General features: G+C 68.1%; 15 protein-coding genes. 5 read left to right on the top strand and 10 right to left on the bottom strand.

Annotated features, from left to right (window positions below; translation table 11 throughout):
* Positions 1 to 60: 60 nt before the first annotated feature.
* The gene (locus tag MTBSS4_RS09660) at positions 61 to 1,212 is read right to left on the bottom strand and encodes an ABC transporter substrate-binding protein (protein WP_173983195.1); all 1,152 of its coding nucleotides are present in this window, start codon (positions 1,210 to 1,212) and stop codon (positions 61 to 63) included.
* A 182-nt stretch (positions 1,213 to 1,394) separates the two neighbouring features.
* Between MTBSS4_RS09660 and MTBSS4_RS09655 the strand changes: the two genes are divergently transcribed.
* Positions 1,395 to 4,145, top strand: coding sequence for an ATP-dependent DNA helicase (locus MTBSS4_RS09655; RefSeq protein ID WP_173983194.1), 2,751 nt, complete (start codon positions 1,395 to 1,397; stop codon positions 4,143 to 4,145).
* Here MTBSS4_RS09655 and MTBSS4_RS09650 read toward each other — a convergent pair.
* The 8 genes from MTBSS4_RS09650 to MTBSS4_RS09615 all read right to left on the bottom strand — a co-directional run bounded on the left by MTBSS4_RS09650 (position 4,132) and on the right by MTBSS4_RS09615 (position 15,878).
* On the bottom strand, positions 4,132 to 6,168 hold the full coding sequence (locus tag MTBSS4_RS09650; RefSeq protein ID WP_173983193.1) for an aminotransferase class III-fold pyridoxal phosphate-dependent enzyme: 2,037 nt from the start codon (positions 6,166 to 6,168) through the stop codon (positions 4,132 to 4,134). The genes MTBSS4_RS09655 and MTBSS4_RS09650 overlap by 14 nt on opposite strands.
* Positions 6,165 to 7,118: a Gfo/Idh/MocA family protein gene (locus MTBSS4_RS09645; protein ID WP_173983192.1), complete on the bottom strand. Its 954-nt coding sequence runs from the start codon at positions 7,116 to 7,118 to the stop codon at positions 6,165 to 6,167. Before MTBSS4_RS09645 ends, MTBSS4_RS09650 begins: the two co-directional genes overlap by 4 nt.
* On the bottom strand, positions 7,115 to 8,296 hold the full coding sequence (gene pseC, locus MTBSS4_RS09640; RefSeq protein WP_173983191.1) for a UDP-4-amino-4,6-dideoxy-N-acetyl-beta-L-altrosamine transaminase: 1,182 nt from the start codon (positions 8,294 to 8,296) through the stop codon (positions 7,115 to 7,117). The genes MTBSS4_RS09645 and pseC overlap by 4 nt, the downstream gene beginning before the upstream one ends.
* Positions 8,293 to 9,330, bottom strand: a complete 1,038-nt coding sequence (gene pseB, locus MTBSS4_RS09635) for a UDP-N-acetylglucosamine 4,6-dehydratase (inverting) (RefSeq protein WP_254432465.1) — start codon at positions 9,328 to 9,330, stop codon at positions 8,293 to 8,295. The genes pseC and pseB overlap by 4 nt, the downstream gene beginning before the upstream one ends.
* 79 nt (positions 9,331 to 9,409) lie before the next feature.
* On the bottom strand, positions 9,410 to 10,726 hold the full coding sequence (locus MTBSS4_RS09630) for a UDP-glucose/GDP-mannose dehydrogenase family protein (RefSeq protein WP_173983190.1): 1,317 nt from the start codon (positions 10,724 to 10,726) through the stop codon (positions 9,410 to 9,412).
* Positions 10,727 to 10,762: 36 nt separating this feature from the next.
* Positions 10,763 to 11,635 (bottom strand): UTP--glucose-1-phosphate uridylyltransferase GalU, encoded by an 873-nt coding sequence (gene galU / locus MTBSS4_RS09625; RefSeq protein WP_173983189.1) that lies wholly within the window; start codon positions 11,633 to 11,635, stop codon positions 10,763 to 10,765.
* Positions 11,636 to 11,776: 141 nt separating this feature from the next.
* A complete protein-coding gene (locus MTBSS4_RS09620; RefSeq protein ID WP_254432464.1) occupies positions 11,777 to 12,802 on the bottom strand; it encodes a hypothetical protein in 1,026 nt (341 codons plus the stop codon).
* Positions 12,803 to 12,956: 154 nt separating this feature from the next.
* Positions 12,957 to 15,878, bottom strand: a complete 2,922-nt coding sequence (locus tag MTBSS4_RS09615; protein WP_173983188.1) for a response regulator — start codon at positions 15,876 to 15,878, stop codon at positions 12,957 to 12,959.
* A gap of 198 nt (positions 15,879 to 16,076) precedes the next feature.
* Between MTBSS4_RS09615 and MTBSS4_RS09610 the strand changes: the two genes are divergently transcribed.
* Positions 16,077 to 16,499 carry an Rrf2 family transcriptional regulator gene (locus tag MTBSS4_RS09610; protein WP_173983187.1) on the top strand — a complete coding sequence of 141 codons (423 nt, stop codon included), beginning with the start codon at positions 16,077 to 16,079 and terminating at the stop codon, positions 16,497 to 16,499.
* Between the two features lie 73 nt (positions 16,500 to 16,572).
* Positions 16,573 to 17,355, top strand: coding sequence for a DNA-binding response regulator (locus MTBSS4_RS09605; RefSeq protein WP_173983186.1), 783 nt, complete (start codon positions 16,573 to 16,575; stop codon positions 17,353 to 17,355).
* Here MTBSS4_RS09605 and MTBSS4_RS09600 read toward each other — a convergent pair.
* On the bottom strand, positions 17,348 to 17,953 hold the full coding sequence (locus MTBSS4_RS09600; RefSeq protein WP_173983185.1) for a hypothetical protein: 606 nt from the start codon (positions 17,951 to 17,953) through the stop codon (positions 17,348 to 17,350). The genes MTBSS4_RS09605 and MTBSS4_RS09600 overlap by 8 nt on opposite strands.
* Positions 17,954 to 18,086: 133 nt before the next feature.
* Here MTBSS4_RS09600 and MTBSS4_RS09595 point away from each other — a divergent pair, with 133 nt between their 5' ends.
* Together MTBSS4_RS09595 and MTBSS4_RS09590 are read left to right on the top strand one after the other, a co-directional pair.
* Positions 18,087 to 18,371, top strand: a complete 285-nt coding sequence (locus tag MTBSS4_RS09595; RefSeq protein WP_173983184.1) for a transcriptional regulator — start codon at positions 18,087 to 18,089, stop codon at positions 18,369 to 18,371.
* Positions 18,372 to 18,626, top strand: a complete 255-nt coding sequence (locus MTBSS4_RS09590) for a type II toxin-antitoxin system RelE/ParE family toxin (RefSeq protein WP_173983183.1) — start codon at positions 18,372 to 18,374, stop codon at positions 18,624 to 18,626.
* Positions 18,627 to 18,739: the final 113 nt, after the last annotated feature.

The raw sequence follows: 18,739 nt of genomic DNA, 5'->3' as shown, positions 1-18,739 counted from the left end.
TATCCTTGGAATGAAAACGGCGAGCCCCAGGCCAGGGCTCGCCGCCGTCATGACGCATACTCAGTCGGCGAGCAGGACCCAGTCGCCGTTCTTGATCTCGACCATCTTGAACGACTCGAGGCCGAGGCCCATGTGGTCGGTGGGCGAGTAGTTGTAGATGCCGGTGGTGGCGACGAAGTCCTTGGTCTGCTCGATGGCGTCGCGGACCTTGGCCTTGTCGGTGGTGCCGGCCCGCTTGAAGGCGTCGACCGCCATCAGCAGGGCGTCGAGGCCGTGACCGGGCAGCGGGCTGACCTCCAGCGGCTTGTTGCGCTCCTCGTATTCCTTCTTGAAGTCCATCACGATCTTCTTCTGGCGATCGTTGGCGGGCAGCTGATCGGCCACCGCCTGGGCGCCAGCCGGCAGGCGGGTGCCGTCGGCGGCGGGACCAACCAGACGCAGGAATTCCTTCGAGGCGACGCCGTGCGACTGGTACAGCGGCAGGTTGAGGCCCATCTGCTTGATGTTCTTGGTGGCGACGGCGGGGCCGGTGCCGGTGCCGAAGATGAACAGCGCCTGCACGCCGGCAGTGCCGCGAATCTTGGTCAGCTGCGGGGTGACGTCGGGATCCTTGGGCGAATAGACCTCGTCGATCAGGATCTCGATGCCGAACTTGGGGGCCAGCTTGACGGTCTGGTCATGGCCGGACTTGCCGAAGCCGACGTTCTCGGACAGCAGGGCGATCTTGGTCAGGCCACGCTTCTTCAGGTCGGTCAGCACCTTCTCGGCGGCCAGACGGTCGGATTGCGGAAACTTGAAGGTCCACTTGCGGACCGGATCGCCGATGGCGGTGCCGCCGCCCAGCGACATGTAAGGCATCTCGGCCCGTTCCATCAACTGAAGGACGGACATGCTGGTGGGAGTGCCCGACCCGCCGATGATCAGATCCACCTTGTCGTTCTCGATCAGGCGCTTGACGAAGGTGGTCGCCTTTTCCGGCTCCGAAGCGTCGTCATACACGATCATTTCGATCTTGCGGCCCAGCACGCCACCCTGGGCATTGATCTTTTCGACCATGAAGTCGAAGGTCCGCTTCTGAGGATCGCCCATGGGCGACATCTGGCCGGTCACCGACAGGAACGCTCCGATCTTGATCGGCGGCTCGGCCGCGTTGGCGGCAGTGACGCTCATCATGACCGACAGACAGATTCCCGCTGCATGCTTCCAATTCATTGAACACCTCCACGTGTTGAGAAGAACGGTCGCTTTTGGACTCTTGTATGTCCGCATTGTAGTACCGAATTGCGTAAAAGCGAAGACCTCAATTGCCTCGTGGCAATTCGATTCCATCGCCGCCCCACCGGTCGCGCGGCGGTGACTTGTGCACTCTCCGTTCTCTCTGTACTGTGCCGGCCATGTCCGATGCCCCCCGCATATTGGTTCCCCACGCCCCGGTCCTGGTTGCCGGCGTCAGGGGCGCCGTGGCGCTGGGGACCGATGGCGAGTTCAAGCGCCTGACCCTGGCCCAGGCGGCCCGCCATGCCAGGAACGAATCGCCGCTGGTCTGCCACGGCCCGGCCCTGGCGGCCCGGCTGGGGCTGGACGATTTCCTGCGGCTGGACCTGCTGGAGCTGTTCGCCTTCGTGCGGCCAGCCCGCTTTTGCCTGCCCACTCCGCGCGGGGTGGCCGAGGCGCTGGGGCTGCCGCGTCCCGCCGACCCGGAGGACGAGGCCGAAGCGCTGCTGACCGCGACCCGCGTGCTGCTGGAGGAACTGGCCCGCCGGCACGCCGCCGACATGCCGGCGCGGGCGGCCGACACCAGGGGCATCGCCTGGATGATGGCCAGGGGCGGCTGGGGTTGGGGCAACGCGGTGCTGGCGGCATTGGGTATCCAGGGCGACGCCGGCAAGGGGGCCGCCGCCGCCAGGGTGTGGGACCGCCTGCCCGAATGGACCGAATACGCCCCCGAGCCGCCGGCCGGCAGCATTCCGGTCGATCCGGCCGAGGCCCGCGCCCGCCTAGCCGCCATGCTGGGCGGCAAGGCCGAGCAGCGTCCCAGCCAAGCCGATTACGCCTCGGCGGTCAGCCGCGCGTTCCTGCCCCGCGAGACCGAGGGCGAGCCCCATGTGGTTCTGGCCGAGGCAGGCACCGGCACCGGCAAGACCCTGGGCTATATCGCCCCCGCCAGCGTCTGGGCTGAAAAGAACGCGGCCCCGGTCTGGATTTCCACCCACACCCGCAACCTGCAACGCCAACTGGACGGCGAGCTGGACCGGCTGTTCCCGCAAATCCACGACAAGATGCGCAAGGTGGTGATCCGCAAGGGCCGCGAAAATTACGCCTGCCTGCTGAATTTCGAGGAGCAGGTGACGCGCGGCCGCGCCCACGATTCCCACGCCGTCGGCCTCATGGCCCGCTGGCTGGCGGCGACCCGCGACGGCGACATGGTGGGCGGCGACTTCCCCGGCTGGCTGGTGGACCTGCTGGGCCGCGCCCGCACCATGGGAGTGGCCGACCGGCGGGGCGAGTGCATCTTCTCCGCCTGCGTCCACTACCGCAAATGCTTCATCGAGCGCGCCGTGCGCCGGGCGCGCCGCGCCGACATCGTGGTCGCCAACCATGCCCTGGTGATGGTGCAGGCGGCGCTGGGCGGGCTGGACGACGGCACCATGCCGACCCGGCTGGTGTTCGACGAGGGCCATCATGTGTTCGACGCCGCCGATTCGGCGTTTTCCGCCCATCTCACCGGTATGGAGGCGGCCGAGATGCGCCGCTGGATCCTGGGGCCGGAGGGCGATGCCGCCTCGAAATCGCGGGCCCGCGGCCTGTCGCGCCGCGCCGAGGATCTGGTGGGGCAGTCCGAGGCGGCGGTGGCGGCGCTGGATCAGGTGATCCAGGCGGCCCGCGCCCTGCCGGGGCCGGGCTGGCTGCAACGCCTCGCCGACGGCGCCCCCCACGGCCCGGCCGAGACCGTGCTGGCCCTGATGCGCCGGCAGGTCTATGCCCGCGCCCAGGGCGGCTCGGATTCGCCCTACAGCCTGGAGACCGAGACCCGGCCGCCGGGAGAGGGACTGGCCGAGGCGGCCCACGACCTCGCCAACGCGCTGGGACGGCTGGGGGCGCCGTTGCAGGTGCTGCAAAAATCCCTGGCCGGATTGCTGGACGACGAGGCCGCCGAACTGGATTCCTCGACCCGGTCGCGCATCGAGGGTATCTGCCGTTCCATCGAGCGCCGCGCCCTGCTGCCGCTGGCCGGCTGGAAGGCCATGCTGGACAGCCTGTCCGACGGAGCCGCCGCCCTTGATTACATCGACTGGCTGTCGGTGGAGCGCATCGACGGCCGCGACCTCGACGTCGGCATGCACCGCCACTGGATCGACCCCACCATTCCCTTCGCCAAGGCGGTGGTGGAGCCGGCCCACGGCATCGTCATCACCTCGGCGACGCTGCGCGACGGTTCCGGCGACACCGAGGCCGACTGGCACGCCGCCGAGCGCCGCACCGGCGGCGTTCACCTGCCCAATCCCGCGCTGCGCGCCGCCCTGGCCTCGCCGTTCGACTATCCGGCCCAGACCAGGGTGCTGATCGTCACCGATGTGCGCAAGGACGACATGGATCAGGTGGCGGCGGCCTATCGCGAGCTGTTCCTGGCGGCCGGCGGCGGCGGGCTGGGGCTGTTCACCGCCATCTCGCGATTGAAGGCGGTCCACCGGCGCATCGGCGGCCCGCTGGAGGATGCCGGCATCCCCCTGCTGGCCCAGCATGTGGACAACATGGACACCGCCACCCTGGTGGACATCTTCCGCGCCGAGGAGGAATCCTGCCTGCTGGGCACCGACGCGGTCCGCGACGGCGTCGACGTGCCGGGGCGAAGCCTGCGCCTGATCGTGTTCGACCGGGTGCCGTGGCCGCGCCCCGACATCCTGCACAAGGCCCGGCGCGGCCGGTTCGGCGGCCGGGGCTACGACGACATGATCACCCGGCTGCGCCTGAAGCAGGCGTTCGGCCGGCTGGTGCGCCGCGCCAATGATCACGGCGTGTTCGTGCTGCTGGACCCCATGATGCCGTCGCGGCTGTTCGGAGCGTTTCCCGACGGCGTGACGCCGATAAAGGTCGGCCTCGCCGAGGCGGTGCGGCAGACGGCGGAGTTCCTTACCGCACCTTGAACACCGGCATCACCACCGGACAGGGCAGCCGCTCCTCCAGCCTTCCCGTCGCCAGTTCCGCGGCCACCTTGGCCAGCGCCCGGTCCCAGGCGGCCAGCACCCGGTTGATATCCTCGGAATCGTGGGAATAGCAGACGTTGTGGCTGGCCAGGAACAGCACGCCGGCCCGCAGCATCTCGCGGGCGAACAGGGTCTTGATGGCCTCCTTGCGGGCGGTGGGGTGGTCCTGCACCGCCAGGATCTTCCACGGCGCCTTGCCCACCAGCGAGAAGATGTCGGCAAGCCCGTGACCGGCGGCCAGTTTCGCCACCTCGTCGGCCAGGATCTGGCCGGTGGACCACAGCGTCTGGATCACCGGTTCCCGCTTCATCTTGTCGATGACGGCGATGGAGGCGGCCAGCGAGAGCGCCTCGCCGCCGAACGTGCCGGAAATGAACACGTTCTCCATCTCGCGCATGATGCCAGCCTTGCCCATCACCGCCGAGATCGGCATGCCGTTGCCCATGGACTTGCCGAACGAGGCGAGGTCGGGGGTAACGCCGAACAGGCTCTGCGCCCCGCCCAGGTGATAGCGGAAGCCGGTGATGACCTCGTCGAACACCAGCAGGGCGCCCTCGGCATGAACCAGTTCCTTCAGCGCCTCCAGATAGCCCGGCGCCGGATCGACCGCGTTCATGGGCTCCATGATCAGGGCGGCGAACTCGCCGGGATGGGCCTTGAACAGGGCGCGGGCGGCGTCGAGATCGTTGTAGGGCAGCAGATGGGTCAGGGTCTGGGTGGCGGCGGGCACCCCCTTGTTGCGGGTGGTGGCGCCGATATACCAGTCCTGCCAGCCGTGATAGCCGCAGGCGGCGACGCGGTCGCGGCCGGTATGGGCGCGGGCGAGGCGGATGGCGGCGCTGGTGGCGTCGGTGCCGTTCTTGCCGAACCGCACCATCTCGGCGCAGGGGATCAGCTCCACCAGCCGCTCGGCCAGTTGGGTCTCCAGCAAGGTGGCGAGGCTGAACGAGATACCGTTGGACAGTTGCCCCCGGATGGCGGCATCCACGTCGGAATCCTGATAGCCCAGCACCACCGGCAGCAGGCCGCACACCATGTCCACATAGCAATTGCCGTCCACGTCCCACACCCGGCCGTTCAGGCCGTGGGTCAGGAACATGGGCGAATCCTCGGGATACTGGATGCGACTTTTCGAGAAGGTCTGGCTGCCCAGCGGGATCACCGCCTCGGCCCGCTTCAGCAGCGCCGTGCTGGTGGCGGCGCCGTTCCACGGCGGCAGGCTCTCCCGGCGCAGCGATTTGACGAAACCCTCGTTGCGCGTGATGCGGGCGTTGATGGCGCGCAGTTCGGGGCGCGCGTCCAGCACGCCCAGCACGTCCAGGTAGGAGGGACGTTCCGGGAGATGCTCCGCCACCGCTTCGAGGAAGTCGAGATCGGCCGGCTCGTCCAGGGTCCAGCGCTCGGCGGAGAGGCCGGGCAGCGGACAGACCAGGCTGGCCTGGGGGAAACGGTGGCGGCGGTCGCGGATGAAGACGGTGACGTGCTCGCGGTCGCTGGACCGGGTTGCCTCGGCGGCGGCCTCGTCCAGGGCGGTGCGGGTGAAGGCCTCGCAATCCAGGCCGTCGGGCCAGGATGGCGGCGTGGCATTGCTGGCATAGCTCGATCCGGTGCGCTTCAGCAGTGCCAGCACCTCGCCGCACACCTGCGGGTCCAGCAGCGGGCAATCGGCGGTCAGACGCATGATGATGTCGGCGTTCTCGGCCCGCGCCGCCTGGGCGAAGCGCTCCAGCACGTCGTCGAGCGGGCCGCGGTGGCAGGCGAGTCCGAAGCCCTCGGCCCAGGCGGCGACGGCATCGTCGTCGGCCCCGACGCTGGTGGCCACCACCACCTTATGAATGCCGGGAATGGCCTGGGCCGCCCGCGCCACCCACTCCAGCACCGGACGCCCCCCAAGCGGCAGCAGCACCTTGCCGGGCAGGCGGGTGGACGACAGGCGGGCCTGAATGATGGCGATGGCGGTCATGACGGCAATCCGGCAAGAGAGCGGGCCTTGATGACGCCCTCCAGCACCGCCAGGGCCTCGCGGCCGCCGCAGACCGGCGGCGCGCCCTTGAGGCTGGCGAGGAAGGCGGCCATCTCGGTGATGTAGTCGTCGCCATAGCCGCCGTCCAGGCTCTGGTCCAGCAGGACCAGGCCGGCGGAATCGATCCGGCGGATATGGCGGCGGTCCAGGTCCACATGGATGTGGCCCTCGGTTCCGGCGATGTAGAAGCCGCGCATGCGCGGCCGCGTCACGTAATCCACATGGACGCTGGAGCTGACGCCGTCAGGATGGAGCAGCACCGCGTCGGCCATGTCCTCGGAGGCCAGCCCCAGGGTGCCCGAGTTGCGGGCGACGCAGGCGGCCGGGGTGAACGACCCCAGCAGATGGGCGGCCAGATCGAATTCGTGGATGTAGTCGAAGATGGCGCCGCCGGTGCGGGGATCGTTGGCGTAGCCCTGGGTCCAGTCCTGGCCGGGCCGCCAGTCGGGCAGATAGAGGGCGGCGAGGAAGCGGCCCCACAGCGGCCTGCCCAGCCCGCCTTCCGCCAGGATCGCCTTGGCGAGGCGGACGCAGGGATGCAGGCGCAGATTGAGGGCGGCGGCGACCACCAGACCGGCGGCTTCGGCCTGGTCCAGCAGCTCCGGCAGGCGGCCGACGCGGTGGCCGATGGGCTTTTCCACCAAAGCGTGGCGGCCGGAATCGATGGCGGCGGCAAGGTCGTCCTCGTGCCGGTCCGACGGCGTGGCGACGACGCAGGCCGAGGCGGCGTCCAGGGCGGCATCCCGCGAACCGGTGGCGGTTCCTCCCTCGGCTTCCAGCAGGGCGCGGCGCTCGGGCGAGGGATCGCAGCCGATCACCGCCTCGCCCAGGGCCAGGGCGTTGCGGGCATGGCGCAGGCCGATGCTGCCCAGGCCAAGAACGGCGATCATGACAGCAGCCGAGCCAGGGCTTCGGCCACACGGACGACATCGCCGTCATCCATGCCGACGAACAGCGGCAGGGTCAGGCAGCGGCGGTAATACTCGTCGGCGCCGGGCAGCGTCAGGCCGGGGAAGCGCCCGCGGTAATAGGGCTGGCGGTGGACCGGCAGGTAATGCACCTGGGTGGAGACGCCCTGGCCGGCCAGGGCGCGCATCACCGCCGCCCGGCTGGTGCCGTGGGCCTCGAAGTCGATGTGGACCACCATGATGTGCCAGGACGGACGGCCGCCGCTCACGCGGCCGATGGGGCGGGCGGCGGGCGGCAGCAGACGCTCGTAAAGGGCCATCAGTTCGGCGCGGCGGGTCCTGAAGCGGTCCAGCTTGGCCAACTGGCTGGTGCCGAGCGCGCAGACGATGTCACAGGCGCGGTAATTGAAGCCGGGCCGCGCCATCTCGTAATACCAGGGATTGGGCCGGCCCTCGCCGTCGAAGGCCTCGTCCGGCTGAAGGAATTCGGCGGGCTCGCGGGTGATGCCGTGGCTGCGGAACAGCCGCAGCCGGGCATCGAGCCGGGCATCACGGGTGGTGACGGCGCCGCCTTCCCCCATGGCGACCGTCTTGACCGGGTGGAACGAGAACACCGCCATGTCGGAATGAGCGCAGGCGCCGGTGGGGCGGTCGTCGGATTGCAGGCTGCCGAGGGCGTGGCAGGCATCCTCCACCACCGCGAGGCCATGGCGGCGGGCGAGCGCCCCGAGGCCCGGCATGTCGGCGCACTGGCCGTTGAGATGAACCGGAAACACCGCCTTGGGCCGCAAGCCGCCGCAGCGGGTCAGCGCCTCGTCCAGATGATCCGGCCCCATCAGGCCGGTGGCGGGATCGACGTCGGCGAACACCGCTTCGGCCCCCACATAGCGGGCCGCGTTGGCGGTGGCGACGAAGGTGACGCTGGGCACGATCACCGCGTCGCCCGGCCCCAGGTCCAGCGCCAGGGCGGCGAGATGCAGGCCGGCGGTGCCCGAATTGCAGGCCACCGCATGGGGAGCGGCGGCAATCCCGGCCAGGGCGGCCTCGAATCCGGAAACCGCCGGGCCGCCGGTCAGAATATCGGATTTCAGCACCGCCACCACGGCGGCGATGTCGTCGTCCTCGATGACCTGACGGCCATAGGGCAGCGGACGGGTCATAGATCCATGTCGAGGCGGCTGATCATGCCCAGCAGTTCCGGCTCGGGCAGCCACCAGGTGTTGGTGTTGCTGGCATAGCGGAAATCCTCGGGCACCGGCTCGCCCTCCGGCTGGTCGCCGCCGGCCCAGTAGGACAGCATGGGATGGATCACGTAGCGGTCGGCCAGTTCGCGGGTGGTGCGGGCCTCCTCCTCGTTGACCATGACCTCGTGCAGCTTCTCGCCGGGGCGGATGCCGACGATCTTGATGGGCATGTCGGGCGCCATGGCATGGGCCAGGTCGGTCATCTTCATGCTGGGAATCTTGGGAATGAAGATCTCGCCGCCCTTCATCATGCACATGGACGACAGCACGAAGTTCACCCCCTGCTGCAACGTGATCCAAAAGCGGGTCATGCGGTCGTCGGTGATGGGCAGGGCATCGGCGTTCTGCCTGATCAGATTGCGGAAGAACGGCACCACCGACCCGCGCGAGCCGACCACGTTGCCGTAGCGCACCGCGCCAAAGCGGGTCTGACCCTGGCCGCTGAGATTGTTGGCGGCGATGAACACCTTCTCGGCCGCCAGCTTGGAGGCGCCGTAGAGGTTGACCGGGTTGACCGCCTTGTCGGTGGACAACGCCATCACCGTCTCGACCCCGTTGTCCAGGGCGGCGCGCACCACGTTCTCGGCGCCCCACACATTGGTGCGCAGGCATTCGGTGGGGTTGTACTCGGCCAGGGGGACGTGCTTCTGGGCGGCGGCGTGGACGACGATGTCGACGTTGCGGAACGCCATTTGCAACCTTTCCAGGTCGCGGACGTCGCCCAGGAAATAGCGGATGGCGGGATATTTGCGGTCGTCGAACTCCCGCATCATGTCGAAATGCTTCTGCTCGTCGCGGGAAAGAACGATCAGGCGCTTGACGCAGTCGAGCCCCAGCACGGTCCGGACGAATTGCTTTCCGAACGACCCGGTCCCGCCGGTGACCAGGACGGACTTTCCCGCCAGCCTGTCGCGGATATCGTCGGCTTGAAAGGAGTTCAGAAGGGTCACGGCAGGGGTTCCTTCGGATTTGAGACCACCGGAATCACCCTGCCGCCAAATGGTTAAGATATCGCTGCCGATGGGCGGGTCAGCGGGCGGCGGGCCTGCCGATGGAGGTGTAGGCGAATCCCAGTTCGGCCATTTCGTCGGGCGCGTAGACGTTGCGGAGGTCGACCACCGCCGGAGCCTTCAGCAGCGACTTGACCCGATCGAGATCAAGGGCGCGGAACTCGTTCCACTCGGTGATGATCACCAGACAATCGGCGCCGGGCATGGTGGCGTAGGCGTCGCCGCAATAGGTCACCGCCCGGGGCAGCAGCTTGGCGGCCTCGTGCATGCCCTCGGGGTCGAAGGCCTTGACCGCGGCCCCGGCCTCGATCAGGGCGGTGACGATGTCGATGGCGGGCGAATCGCGCATGTCGTCGGTGTTGGGCTTGAAGGTCAGGCCCAGCACGGCGACGGTCTTGCCCTTGGCCGAACCGCCGCAGGCCGCCACCACCCGTTCCGCCATCTGCGTCTTGCGCTGGTCGTTGACGGCGACCACGGTTTCGACGATGCGCAAGGGGGCGTCGTAGTCCCGCGCGGTCCGGACCAGCGCCAGGGTGTCCTTGGGAAAGCACGATCCACCGTAACCGGGGCCGGGATGCAGGAACTTCCTGCCGATGCGGCCGTCCAGCCCGATCCCCTTGGCGACGTCGTGGACGTCGGCGCCGACCTTCTCGCACAAATCGGCGATCTCGTTGATGAAGGTGATCTTGGTGGCCAGGAAGGTGTTGCCGGCATACTTGATCAGTTCCGAGGTCCGGCGCGAGGTGAACACGATCGGCGTCTCGATCAGGAACAGCACCCGGTACAGCTGCTTCATCACCTTGCGGGCGCGTTCGGATTCGGTGCCGATCACCACCCGGTCGGGGCGCATGAAGTCGTTGATGGCCGAGCCTTCGCGCAGGAATTCCGGATTGGACACCACGTCGAAATCGGCGTCGGGACGGCGCGCCCGGATGATGCGCTCGACCTCGTCGCCGGTGCCGACCGGAACGGTCGACTTGGTCACCACCACGGTATAGCCGTCCATGGCGTCGGCGATTTCCTCGGCGGCGGCGTAGACGTAGCTGAGGTCGGCATGGCCGTCGCCCCGGCGCGACGGCGTGCCGACGGCGATGAAGACCGCGTCGGCCGCCTTGACGGCGGGGGCCAGCTCGGTGGTGAAGGTCAGCCGTCCGGCCTCGACATTGGCGGCGACCATCTCGTCCAGGCCCGGTTCGTAGATGGGCATGACGTTCTCGCCCAGCTTCTCGATCTTGGCGGCATCCTTGTCGACGCAGGTCACATGGATGCCGAATTCCGAGAAGCAGGTCCCCGACACCAGACCCACATAGCCGGTGCCGATCATGGCAATGCGCATGGCGCTCAGTCCTTAACAGTCAGTCACGCTTTGTCGTCAGGCCTGGAAACGGCGGATCAGGTCGCGGGCCGCCTCGGCGGTGTCCTCGCGGGCCAGGGCGAAGGCCAGATTGGCCTCCAGCCAACCGACCTTGTCACCGCAGTCGAAGCGCGATCCATCGAACCGCAGACCGTGGAACGGCACCATGCCGATGGTCTGGCTGATGGCGTCGGTCAGTTGAATCTCGCCGCCGGCGCCCTTTTCCTTCTTGTCCAGCACCTCGAACACCGCCGGATGCAGGATATAGCGGCCGATGATGGACAGGGTCGACGGCGCCACCTCGGGTTCGGGCTTTTCCACCAGACCCTTGGCCTTGGCGAGGCGGCCGTTGTCGAATTCCACATCCAGGATGCCGTAGCGCTTTGTGTGTTCGCGCGGAACGTCGGCGACGGCGACCACATGGCCGCCCACCTCGGTGTGGACGGCGGCCATCTGCTTCAGGCAGGCGGTCTTGGCCAGGATCAGATCGTCGGGCAGCAGCACCGCGAAGGGCTCGTCCGCCACCAGGTCGCGGGCGCACCATACCGCATGGCCCAGGCCCAGCGGCTCGCTCTGGCGGGTGTAGGAGATCTGGCCCGACTTGGGCATCCACGAGGTCACCGCCTCGACCAGATCGAACTTGCCGCGATCCTTCAGGGTGCGGACCAGTTCGGGATTGTTGTCGAAATGGTCTTCCAGCGCGTTCTTGCCGCGGCCGGTGACGAAGATGAAGTGCTCGCAACCGGCGGCGGCGGCCTCTTCCACGGCGTACTGGATCAACGGCTTGTCGACCACCGGCAGCATTTCCTTGGGCATCGCCTTGGTGGCGGGCAGGAAACGGGTGCCCATGCCGCCGACGGGAAACACGGCCTTGCGAACGCGACGTGCCATTCTGGAACTCCTTCGAGCTTTGTCTTTGCCGGCCACTGGCGCCGCCGGACATGCGCGCCTTGCCGGTCGCGGCATGTTTTGCCATGCCCGCGCCCGTGAAGCAATGAGAGGTTGGTCAAGCCGGCGCCGGACGGGGCCGGCTCAGCCCCGGACCGCGCCCTCGGTCAGGCCGGCCAGGGCGCGCAGTTCGGTCTGCGACCCCACATTGCGCTTGCGCAGGCGGCCGGCGATGGTCTCGACCACGGCCGGCTTGCCGGGAACGCCGAAGGTGGCGGCGAAGGCCGCCCGCCCCAGGGTCTTGTGGGCCGAAACCAGACAGACCGCCGCCTGCACCGTCGACAGCGACAGCCCGGCGAACAGTTCCGAACGAACCGCCTCGTTAACACCGGCCAGGGTCGCCACCAGTTCACGCATCTCGTGGTTGCCGCGACTGCCGATGACCGCGACGGCGGCCTTGTCGTCGAGGGCGCCCCACCAGAATTCCTCCTGCGGCGTGCCGGAAAACCCGCTCCGGCCGGGACCGCCCCCCGGGGGAACCACCTCGAAGCGCGGCGGTTCCCCCATGTCCGGCAGGCGGGGGGCGGGCGGAGGGCCGGCCGCCACCGCGATGGCGTCAAGCAACTCGGCCTCGCGCACGTCCAGCAGGCGCGGCCCCATCTCCAGCACCTTGTGAACCGGCAGCGGCGCGTAATGGGGCACCAGCGGCACCTGCCAGTCATGAATCAGGTATTCGCTCATGGCCTGGTACAGCCGCCCCGCCTTGCTGGTGGGGTCGTTGGGGTTGCCCCCCAGGGTGGCGCGAAAATGGCGCTTGGCGTGGGTGCGAACCACCATGGCGATGACGTCGTGAACCGAGCGGCCGCAGCGCAGCCGGACGAAATCGTCGTTCACCGGCCGGCCGCGTTCGTCCACCAGCACCGTGCGGAAGGCGTCCTGATGACGGCGAAAGATCAGGATGCAGCCGTGCAGCATCTCCGAACTGTCCAGGACCGTCTCGTAGAATTCGTCGCCGCCAAGGGGAGCGAAGGCCGGAACCAGCGAACGGAAGATGGCCGCCACCGGCCCCTTCAGGGTTTCATTGATGGATCGCACGGCATCGGTTCCACCCGGCGGGTGATCGGTCCGTCTCACATTCGCTCGTCTGGCGGCGGCATCGTCGCGGGGCATGCCTGCTTATCCGAAATTTACAGCAGGATGGCCCTGTCACGTCTGAATATGCAATCGACGAATATTGACAACATGTATCCGTCGATGACTCCTGGGGAGTCCTACGAATGTCATAGTCAAGGACACAGAAGTCTTTCCAGACGGCAAGACGATATCATGAAATGGAGGAATGCGCCGTCAACAGCCGGTCGAGGGCATCCTTCAGGCGCCCCATCTCCACCGGCTTGGCGAGATAGAAATCCATCCCGGCCCCGATGCAGCGCTCGGCCTCGCCGGCCATGGCGTTGGCGGTCAGGGCGATGATGGGAATGTGACGGCCGCCGCCGGCTTCCTCGGCCCGGATGGCGGCGGTCAGCTGAAATCCGTCCATGCGCGGCATGTGGCAATCGGTGATGATGGCGGCGAAGTCGCGCTGCCGCCAGGCTTCCAGGGCGGCCCGGCCGTCGCCGCGCAGCTCCACATCGTAGCCCAGCAGCCGCAACTGGCGTTGAATGACCTGCTGATTGACCGGATGATCCTCGGCCACCAGGATCGGCGGACAGTTCAGCAATGCGCGGGCGGCCAACTCCACCACCTCCGGCATCGGAACGGCCGGCCGGCAGGGGGGACCGGAAACCGGTCCGGCGGCCCGGGTGGCGGCGGCGGCCAGGATCTGATGTCTGGTCAGCGGCCGCCCCAGGAAGCCGAGACAGTTGGGCATGCGTTCCAGCCCGAACCGCGTCTCCTGCCCCCCGGCACCGATGAAGACCAGCGGGGTGGCCGCCAACGGCTCCAGTTGCTCCACCGTCACCGCCGAGGATGACAGCAGCGCCACGTCGAACGGCGCCTGGGTGGTGGAGGCGCGCGAGGTGGCGGCCATGGCCTCGCGGGCGCCGGGCACCCGCACCACGGCGGCACCCGCCTGCTCGGTCACCTGGGCGATGAGGGTCCGCTCGTCCGGGTCGGGATCGACCACCAGCACGCGACGCCCCATGAAGTCGGGTTCCGGCGTCCCGGCGGACTCGGCCGCGACGCCGTCCAGCGCCAGGGTGAACCAGAAGGTGGAACCGACGCCGGGAATGCTGTCGAAACCGGCCTCTCCCTCCATCAGATCCACCAGCCGGCGGGTGATGGACAGTCCCAGCCCGGTTCCGCCGAAACGCCGGGTCGTCGAGCTTTCCGCCTGGGTGAAGGGCTGGAACAGCCGGTCGCGCATGGCCGGATCGATGCCGATGCCGGTATCGACGATGCGCACATGCATGCGGACGCGGCCGTCCCCGGCGCGCCCCAGCCCCTGGACATGGATGGCGACCCGGCCGCGCAGGGTGAACTTGACGGCGTTGCCGGCCAGGTTGAACAGGATCTGGCGCAACCGGGTCGGATCGGTCATCACCTGCCCCGGCAAGCCGGGATCGACGAACGCGGCCAGTTCCACCCCCTTGGCGGCGGCATTGGACGACACCGCGCCGACGACGCCGTCGATCAGCGGCCCGATGGAGACCGGCACCCGCTCCATGTCCAGCCGTCCGGCCTCGATCTTGGAAAAGTCCAGCACGTCGTCGATGATGCGCAGCAAGGCGAGGCCGGATTCGCGGATGGTGGCGATCAGGTCGCGCTGTTCCGCGTCGAGGCTGGTGTGATTCAGCAGTTCCAGCATGCCGACCACGCCGTTCATCGGCGTCCTGATCTCGTGACTCATGGCGGCCAGGAACGACGACTTGGCCAGGTTGGCGGCCTCCGCCGCCTCCTTGGCGCTGGTCAGCGCCTGGATGGCGGCATCGCGCTCGCCGGTGGCTTCATGGAACTTGGCCAGCACCCGGTTGAACACCGCCGCGATTTCCGCCGCTTCGGTCTCGGGCTGGGCGGCCACCGGCTGGGCAAAGGTCAGCGGATGCTCGTGCGCCTCCATCTGGGACAACAGATCCTGAAGCGTCCGGCTCTTGGCCTCGCCGGCCCGCCGCTCGGCCTCGGCCCGTTCGTCCTCCAGGCGCAGCTTCTCGACAGCGTTGCGCTTGAACACCTCGACGGTGCGCGCCATGGCCGCCAGTTCGTCGTGAAGGTCGCGGTCCTCCACCTCCAGCGACCAGTCGCCGCCGGCTCCGGCCTCCATGGCCCGGCGCAGACCCAGCAGCGGCCCCCGGATCGACTGGCCGATCACCCAGCTGATCCAGGCCCCCACCACCAGCAGGATCACCGCCACCATCGCGCCCAGCGCCGCCAGTTGGACAAGCTGGGCGTGCGAGCGCTGTTGCAGTTCCTCCTCGCGCTCGCGGCCACGGCCGGTCAGCCGGTCGATGGCGGCCGACATGGCCGCCTGATTGGCGTCGACCTCGTCGTTGAGGATGCGGGCGCGCTCCTCGAAACCGCGCGCGATGGAATCGATGGCGCGGGCCAGCGCCCTGGCCCGCTGTTCCAGGACGCCCAGGGCGTCGCGCTGAAGGTCGTTGCCGGCCAGCTTGGCCAGGACCGGCGTGGTCTCGGCCATCTTGTCGAGACTGGCATGGGCGGCGGCGGCCTGGGACGGATCGCCGTTGAAGTAGAACACATTGATAGCTATCAACGTTTCAACGAAATTCTCGTGCGACTTGACCAGGGCCGGGGCCAGGACGTCGCCGCTGCGGGTTCGGGCGGTCGAGTTGAGAATGGCGTAAAGCCCCGACATCTCGCTGGTGCTTTGCAGCACCTGCCCTTCGTACAGCCGGGAAATGTCGGCGTTGAGCGCCTTCAGCGTCTGGAAGCCGGCGACGAAGCGCCGCGCCGCCTCGTGCATGGCGGCGGCGTCCTCGGACAAGGGGCGTTCGTGGGCGGTGGCGTCGCCCATGGCCACGAACAGCTCCTCGGAACGGCGCATGGCCTCCTTCAGCAGGTCGTCGGTGGGATTGGCCAGATATTGACGGATCTGTCCCTGGAGACGGCTGGCGCGGATGTCGATCTCGCCCAGGGCGCTGGTGCGCAGCTGCACCGTGCGCAATTCGTCCAGGTCGGCGTTGACCACGGCGGCGGCGTGCCAGCCGAGCAGCCCCACCGCCAGCGCCACCGATACGTTGACCGCCACCACCAGGGGAATCCGCCAGGCGATGGGCAGCGACCTGAACATCCGTACCAATCGCGCCGACGCCATCCTCGCCCCCCACCCGAGCTTTCCCCGTCCACTTCGCATGGTACTCGCCCGACCCCGCCTCGGGGAAGCGCCGACGATCACGCGAATCGCGTCGCCCGACGAGTTACACTTGACCAAGATCAAACAATCCGCCAGCATGCACCTTCTGATTTCGCATAATGGAACCGAATGGCCATGCGCCTCACACTGCACACCGACTACGCGCTTCGAGTCATGGTCCATGTCGGGCTGCGCAACGGCGAACTGGTCACCATCACCGAAATCGCCGAATGCTACGGCATTTCCAAGAACCACCTGACCAAGGTGGTTCACCAGTTAGGCAAGGCCGGCTATCTGGAAACCGTTCGCGGCAAGTACGGCGGCGTCCGCCTGCTGCGCCAGCCCGACGACATCCACCTCGGGGAATTCATCCGCGAGACCGAGGAGGACTTCACCCTGGTCCGCTGCATGCGCTGCGCCGACAACGACGAATGCCGGCTGAGCGGGCATTGCATCGCCCGCGATGCCCTCACGTCGGGATTGCGGGCGTTCTTCGCCGAGCTGAACCGCTATACCCTGGCGGACATGCTGGAGACCGAACGCCGCGCCGCCGAGTAAAACCTTGATCCTGGTTCCGCCACGATTGGAATCGGTGTATCTCTGAAAAACGAGATACGTTCCGGGGGAATTCATGTCCGCTTTCGATGCCGCCGACAATGAGAACGAACTGAGGGTCATCAACGAGTTCATCGAGGAACTTCGCGACACCGCCAGCCACTTGCAGGTTCTGCTGGGCAATCTCCGCTCGCGAAGCATTCCCGAGACCGAAGGCCTCCAGACCCTGAAGCGCGAGGCCAGCAACCTGCGCAGCCATGCCCAGGGCCTGAACCTGCCGATGATCAAGCTGGTGACCCACCGTCTCGACGAATATGTCGGCGAACTGAAATCGCTCGGCGTCTCCGAGATCGACGAGGTCCAGGTGTTCATCGACAAGATCGAGAAGCTGGCCGACGGCGAGCAGATATCCGAAGCCGACGCCCCCGCCGTGGTGCGCGCCCTGCCGGCCAAGCGGACCGCCGACATCGATTTCGGCAAGATCGAGAAGAAGAACGTCGAGATTCTGCTGGTTCTGCCGGAAAAGGCCATGTCGCATATCGTCGAGCGGGAACTGGCCGCCTGCGGCTATCGCACCTCCATCATCCGCGATCCCTTCGTGGCCATCGAGACCGTGGTGCGCACCCGTCCCGACATGGTGATGGCCTCGATGGAACTGGGGCCGATGACCGGCATCGACCTGGGCAACGCCCTGGCCGCCATTTCCAGCACCCAGCAGATTCCGTTCGCGCTGTTCACCAGCTACGAATGGGGCAACCCCAAGCTGCGCGGCATGCCGCCCAGGGCGGCGCTGGTCCGCAAGGGCTCGAAATTCGGCGACGATCTGGCCGAAACCCTGGCCCGCTTCGAGATCACGTAGCCCCCAGCCCCAGTATCTTGCGGATTGCCGGCACGTTCCAGCCGCGGGCCGCCTCCACCAGAAGCTCGCCCGTGGCGAGGCCGTCGCCGTCGATCTGAAGAACCGCCCGGCTGCCCAGCACGATGGTGATCTCGCCGGCCTGGTTGGCCGCATCCCAGCGCAGCAGGGCGTCCTCGTTGCCGAGCCTGATCCGCTTGGCGTTGGGAGAGGACGACGGGCCGGCGGCGAATTGCCCGGCCGCCGCCGCCACCGCCGGGCTGTCGATGATCAGCGAGGCGTTCAGCGAACCGTCCGCCATCGAATAGGCCCGCGTCACCGCTAGCCCCCCGCCCGAACCGGACAGCGGCATGGTTTCCGCCGCCTCGGCCTGCCATCCCGGCGGCGCCGACGGCATGAACTCGGCCAGAAGCCTGCCGAGACGGGCGTGCAGTTCGGCGAGCGCCGCCTCCAGTTCGGCGGCGGCGCGGGCCAGATCGCCCCTGGCGTGGGCGGCCCGCCCCGCCTCTATGCGGGTGGGAACGGAATCGGCGGCCAGAACACCGGAGGAAGCCGCCAGCAGGGCCGCCCCGAAACAGACAGACAGCGCCAAGCCGCGCATGATCACGATTCCCCCAGATGCCTGACTGATCGACCTTACAAACACCACGCCCCGGCGGCAAGAGCGCCGAGAGGAGGCATGCTGGCATCCCTGGCCGAAATCGCCTACCATTCCCGCGCGTGAAGGAGCCCCCATGCCCAAGACCATATCCCTCGTTCTCGATGACGACCTTGCCCGCCGCCTGGAAGCCTTTGCCAAAGCCGAGGGATTCGACGCCGCCGGCGCCCTCGACTATGCCCTGCGCACCTTTCTCGATCACGAGGATCGCGCCCGCGCCGCCATCGAGGCGGTGGTCGCCGCCACGCGGGACGGCGAGGACGGCGCCGCCCCCGGCCTGGCGGTCCACCACGACGACATCCGCCGCTGGCTGCTGAGTTGGGGGAGCGAAACGGAACGCAAGCGGCCGCGGAGCTGCTGAATGGCGCCGCGCCTGACATGGTCGGACCCGGCCCTGGACGACCTTCGCGCCATTCGCGCCGGCCTGACGGATGAAGCGGCGGCGCGGGTGGGACGGCTGATCTGCGACTCGGCGGATTGCCTGGCCGAGTATCCCGAGCGCGGCCGCGCCGGCCACGGGGACGGCATCCGCGAATTGCCACTGCCCGGCCTGCCCTGGCGGCTGGTCTACCGTGGCCACGATGGCGCGGACGTGGTGATCCTGCGATTGCTGTAGCCCCAGACGACAACAGGGCGGAAGGTGCCAGGCACCTTCCGCCCCATGGTCATGGTCCGGTCAACCGGCTATCGGATTACCGGAAGAGCGACAGGACGCCCTGTTCCGACCGG

It is taken from the genome of Magnetospirillum sp. SS-4 (assembly GCF_902729425.1).
Lineage (GTDB): Bacteria > Pseudomonadota > Alphaproteobacteria > Rhodospirillales > Magnetospirillaceae > Phaeospirillum.
The sequence above is the reverse complement of the archived record's forward strand: the minus strand, read 5'-3'. Positions and strand labels throughout refer to the sequence as shown.

Excerpts from the sequence above, each read along its gene's own strand:
- MTBSS4_RS09660 (WP_173983195.1), bottom strand. The coding sequence starts at position 1,212 with ATGAATTGGAAGCATGCAGCGGGAATCTGTCTGTCGGTCATGATGAGC.
- MTBSS4_RS09655 (WP_173983194.1), top strand. The coding sequence starts at position 1,395 with ATGTCCGATGCCCCCCGCATATTGGTTCCCCACGCCCCGGTCCTGGTT.
- MTBSS4_RS09650 (WP_173983193.1), bottom strand. The coding sequence starts at position 6,168 with ATGACCGCCATCGCCATCATTCAGGCCCGCCTGTCGTCCACCCGCCTG.
- MTBSS4_RS09645 (WP_173983192.1), bottom strand. The coding sequence starts at position 7,118 with ATGATCGCCGTTCTTGGCCTGGGCAGCATCGGCCTGCGCCATGCCCGC.
- pseC (WP_173983191.1), bottom strand. The coding sequence starts at position 8,296 with ATGACCCGTCCGCTGCCCTATGGCCGTCAGGTCATCGAGGACGACGAC.
- MTBSS4_RS09630 (WP_173983190.1), bottom strand. The coding sequence starts at position 10,726 with ATGCGCATTGCCATGATCGGCACCGGCTATGTGGGTCTGGTGTCGGGG.
- galU (WP_173983189.1), bottom strand. The coding sequence starts at position 11,635 with ATGGCACGTCGCGTTCGCAAGGCCGTGTTTCCCGTCGGCGGCATGGGC.
- MTBSS4_RS09620 (WP_254432464.1), bottom strand. The coding sequence starts at position 12,802 with ATGCCCCGCGACGATGCCGCCGCCAGACGAGCGAATGTGAGACGGACC.
- MTBSS4_RS09615 (WP_173983188.1), bottom strand. The coding sequence starts at position 15,878 with ATGTTCAGGTCGCTGCCCATCGCCTGGCGGATTCCCCTGGTGGTGGCG.
- MTBSS4_RS09610 (WP_173983187.1), top strand. The coding sequence starts at position 16,077 with ATGCGCCTCACACTGCACACCGACTACGCGCTTCGAGTCATGGTCCAT.
- MTBSS4_RS09605 (WP_173983186.1), top strand. The coding sequence starts at position 16,573 with ATGTCCGCTTTCGATGCCGCCGACAATGAGAACGAACTGAGGGTCATC.
- MTBSS4_RS09600 (WP_173983185.1), bottom strand. The coding sequence starts at position 17,953 with ATGCGCGGCTTGGCGCTGTCTGTCTGTTTCGGGGCGGCCCTGCTGGCG.
- MTBSS4_RS09595 (WP_173983184.1), top strand. The coding sequence starts at position 18,087 with ATGCCCAAGACCATATCCCTCGTTCTCGATGACGACCTTGCCCGCCGC.
- MTBSS4_RS09590 (WP_173983183.1), top strand. The coding sequence starts at position 18,372 with ATGGCGCCGCGCCTGACATGGTCGGACCCGGCCCTGGACGACCTTCGC.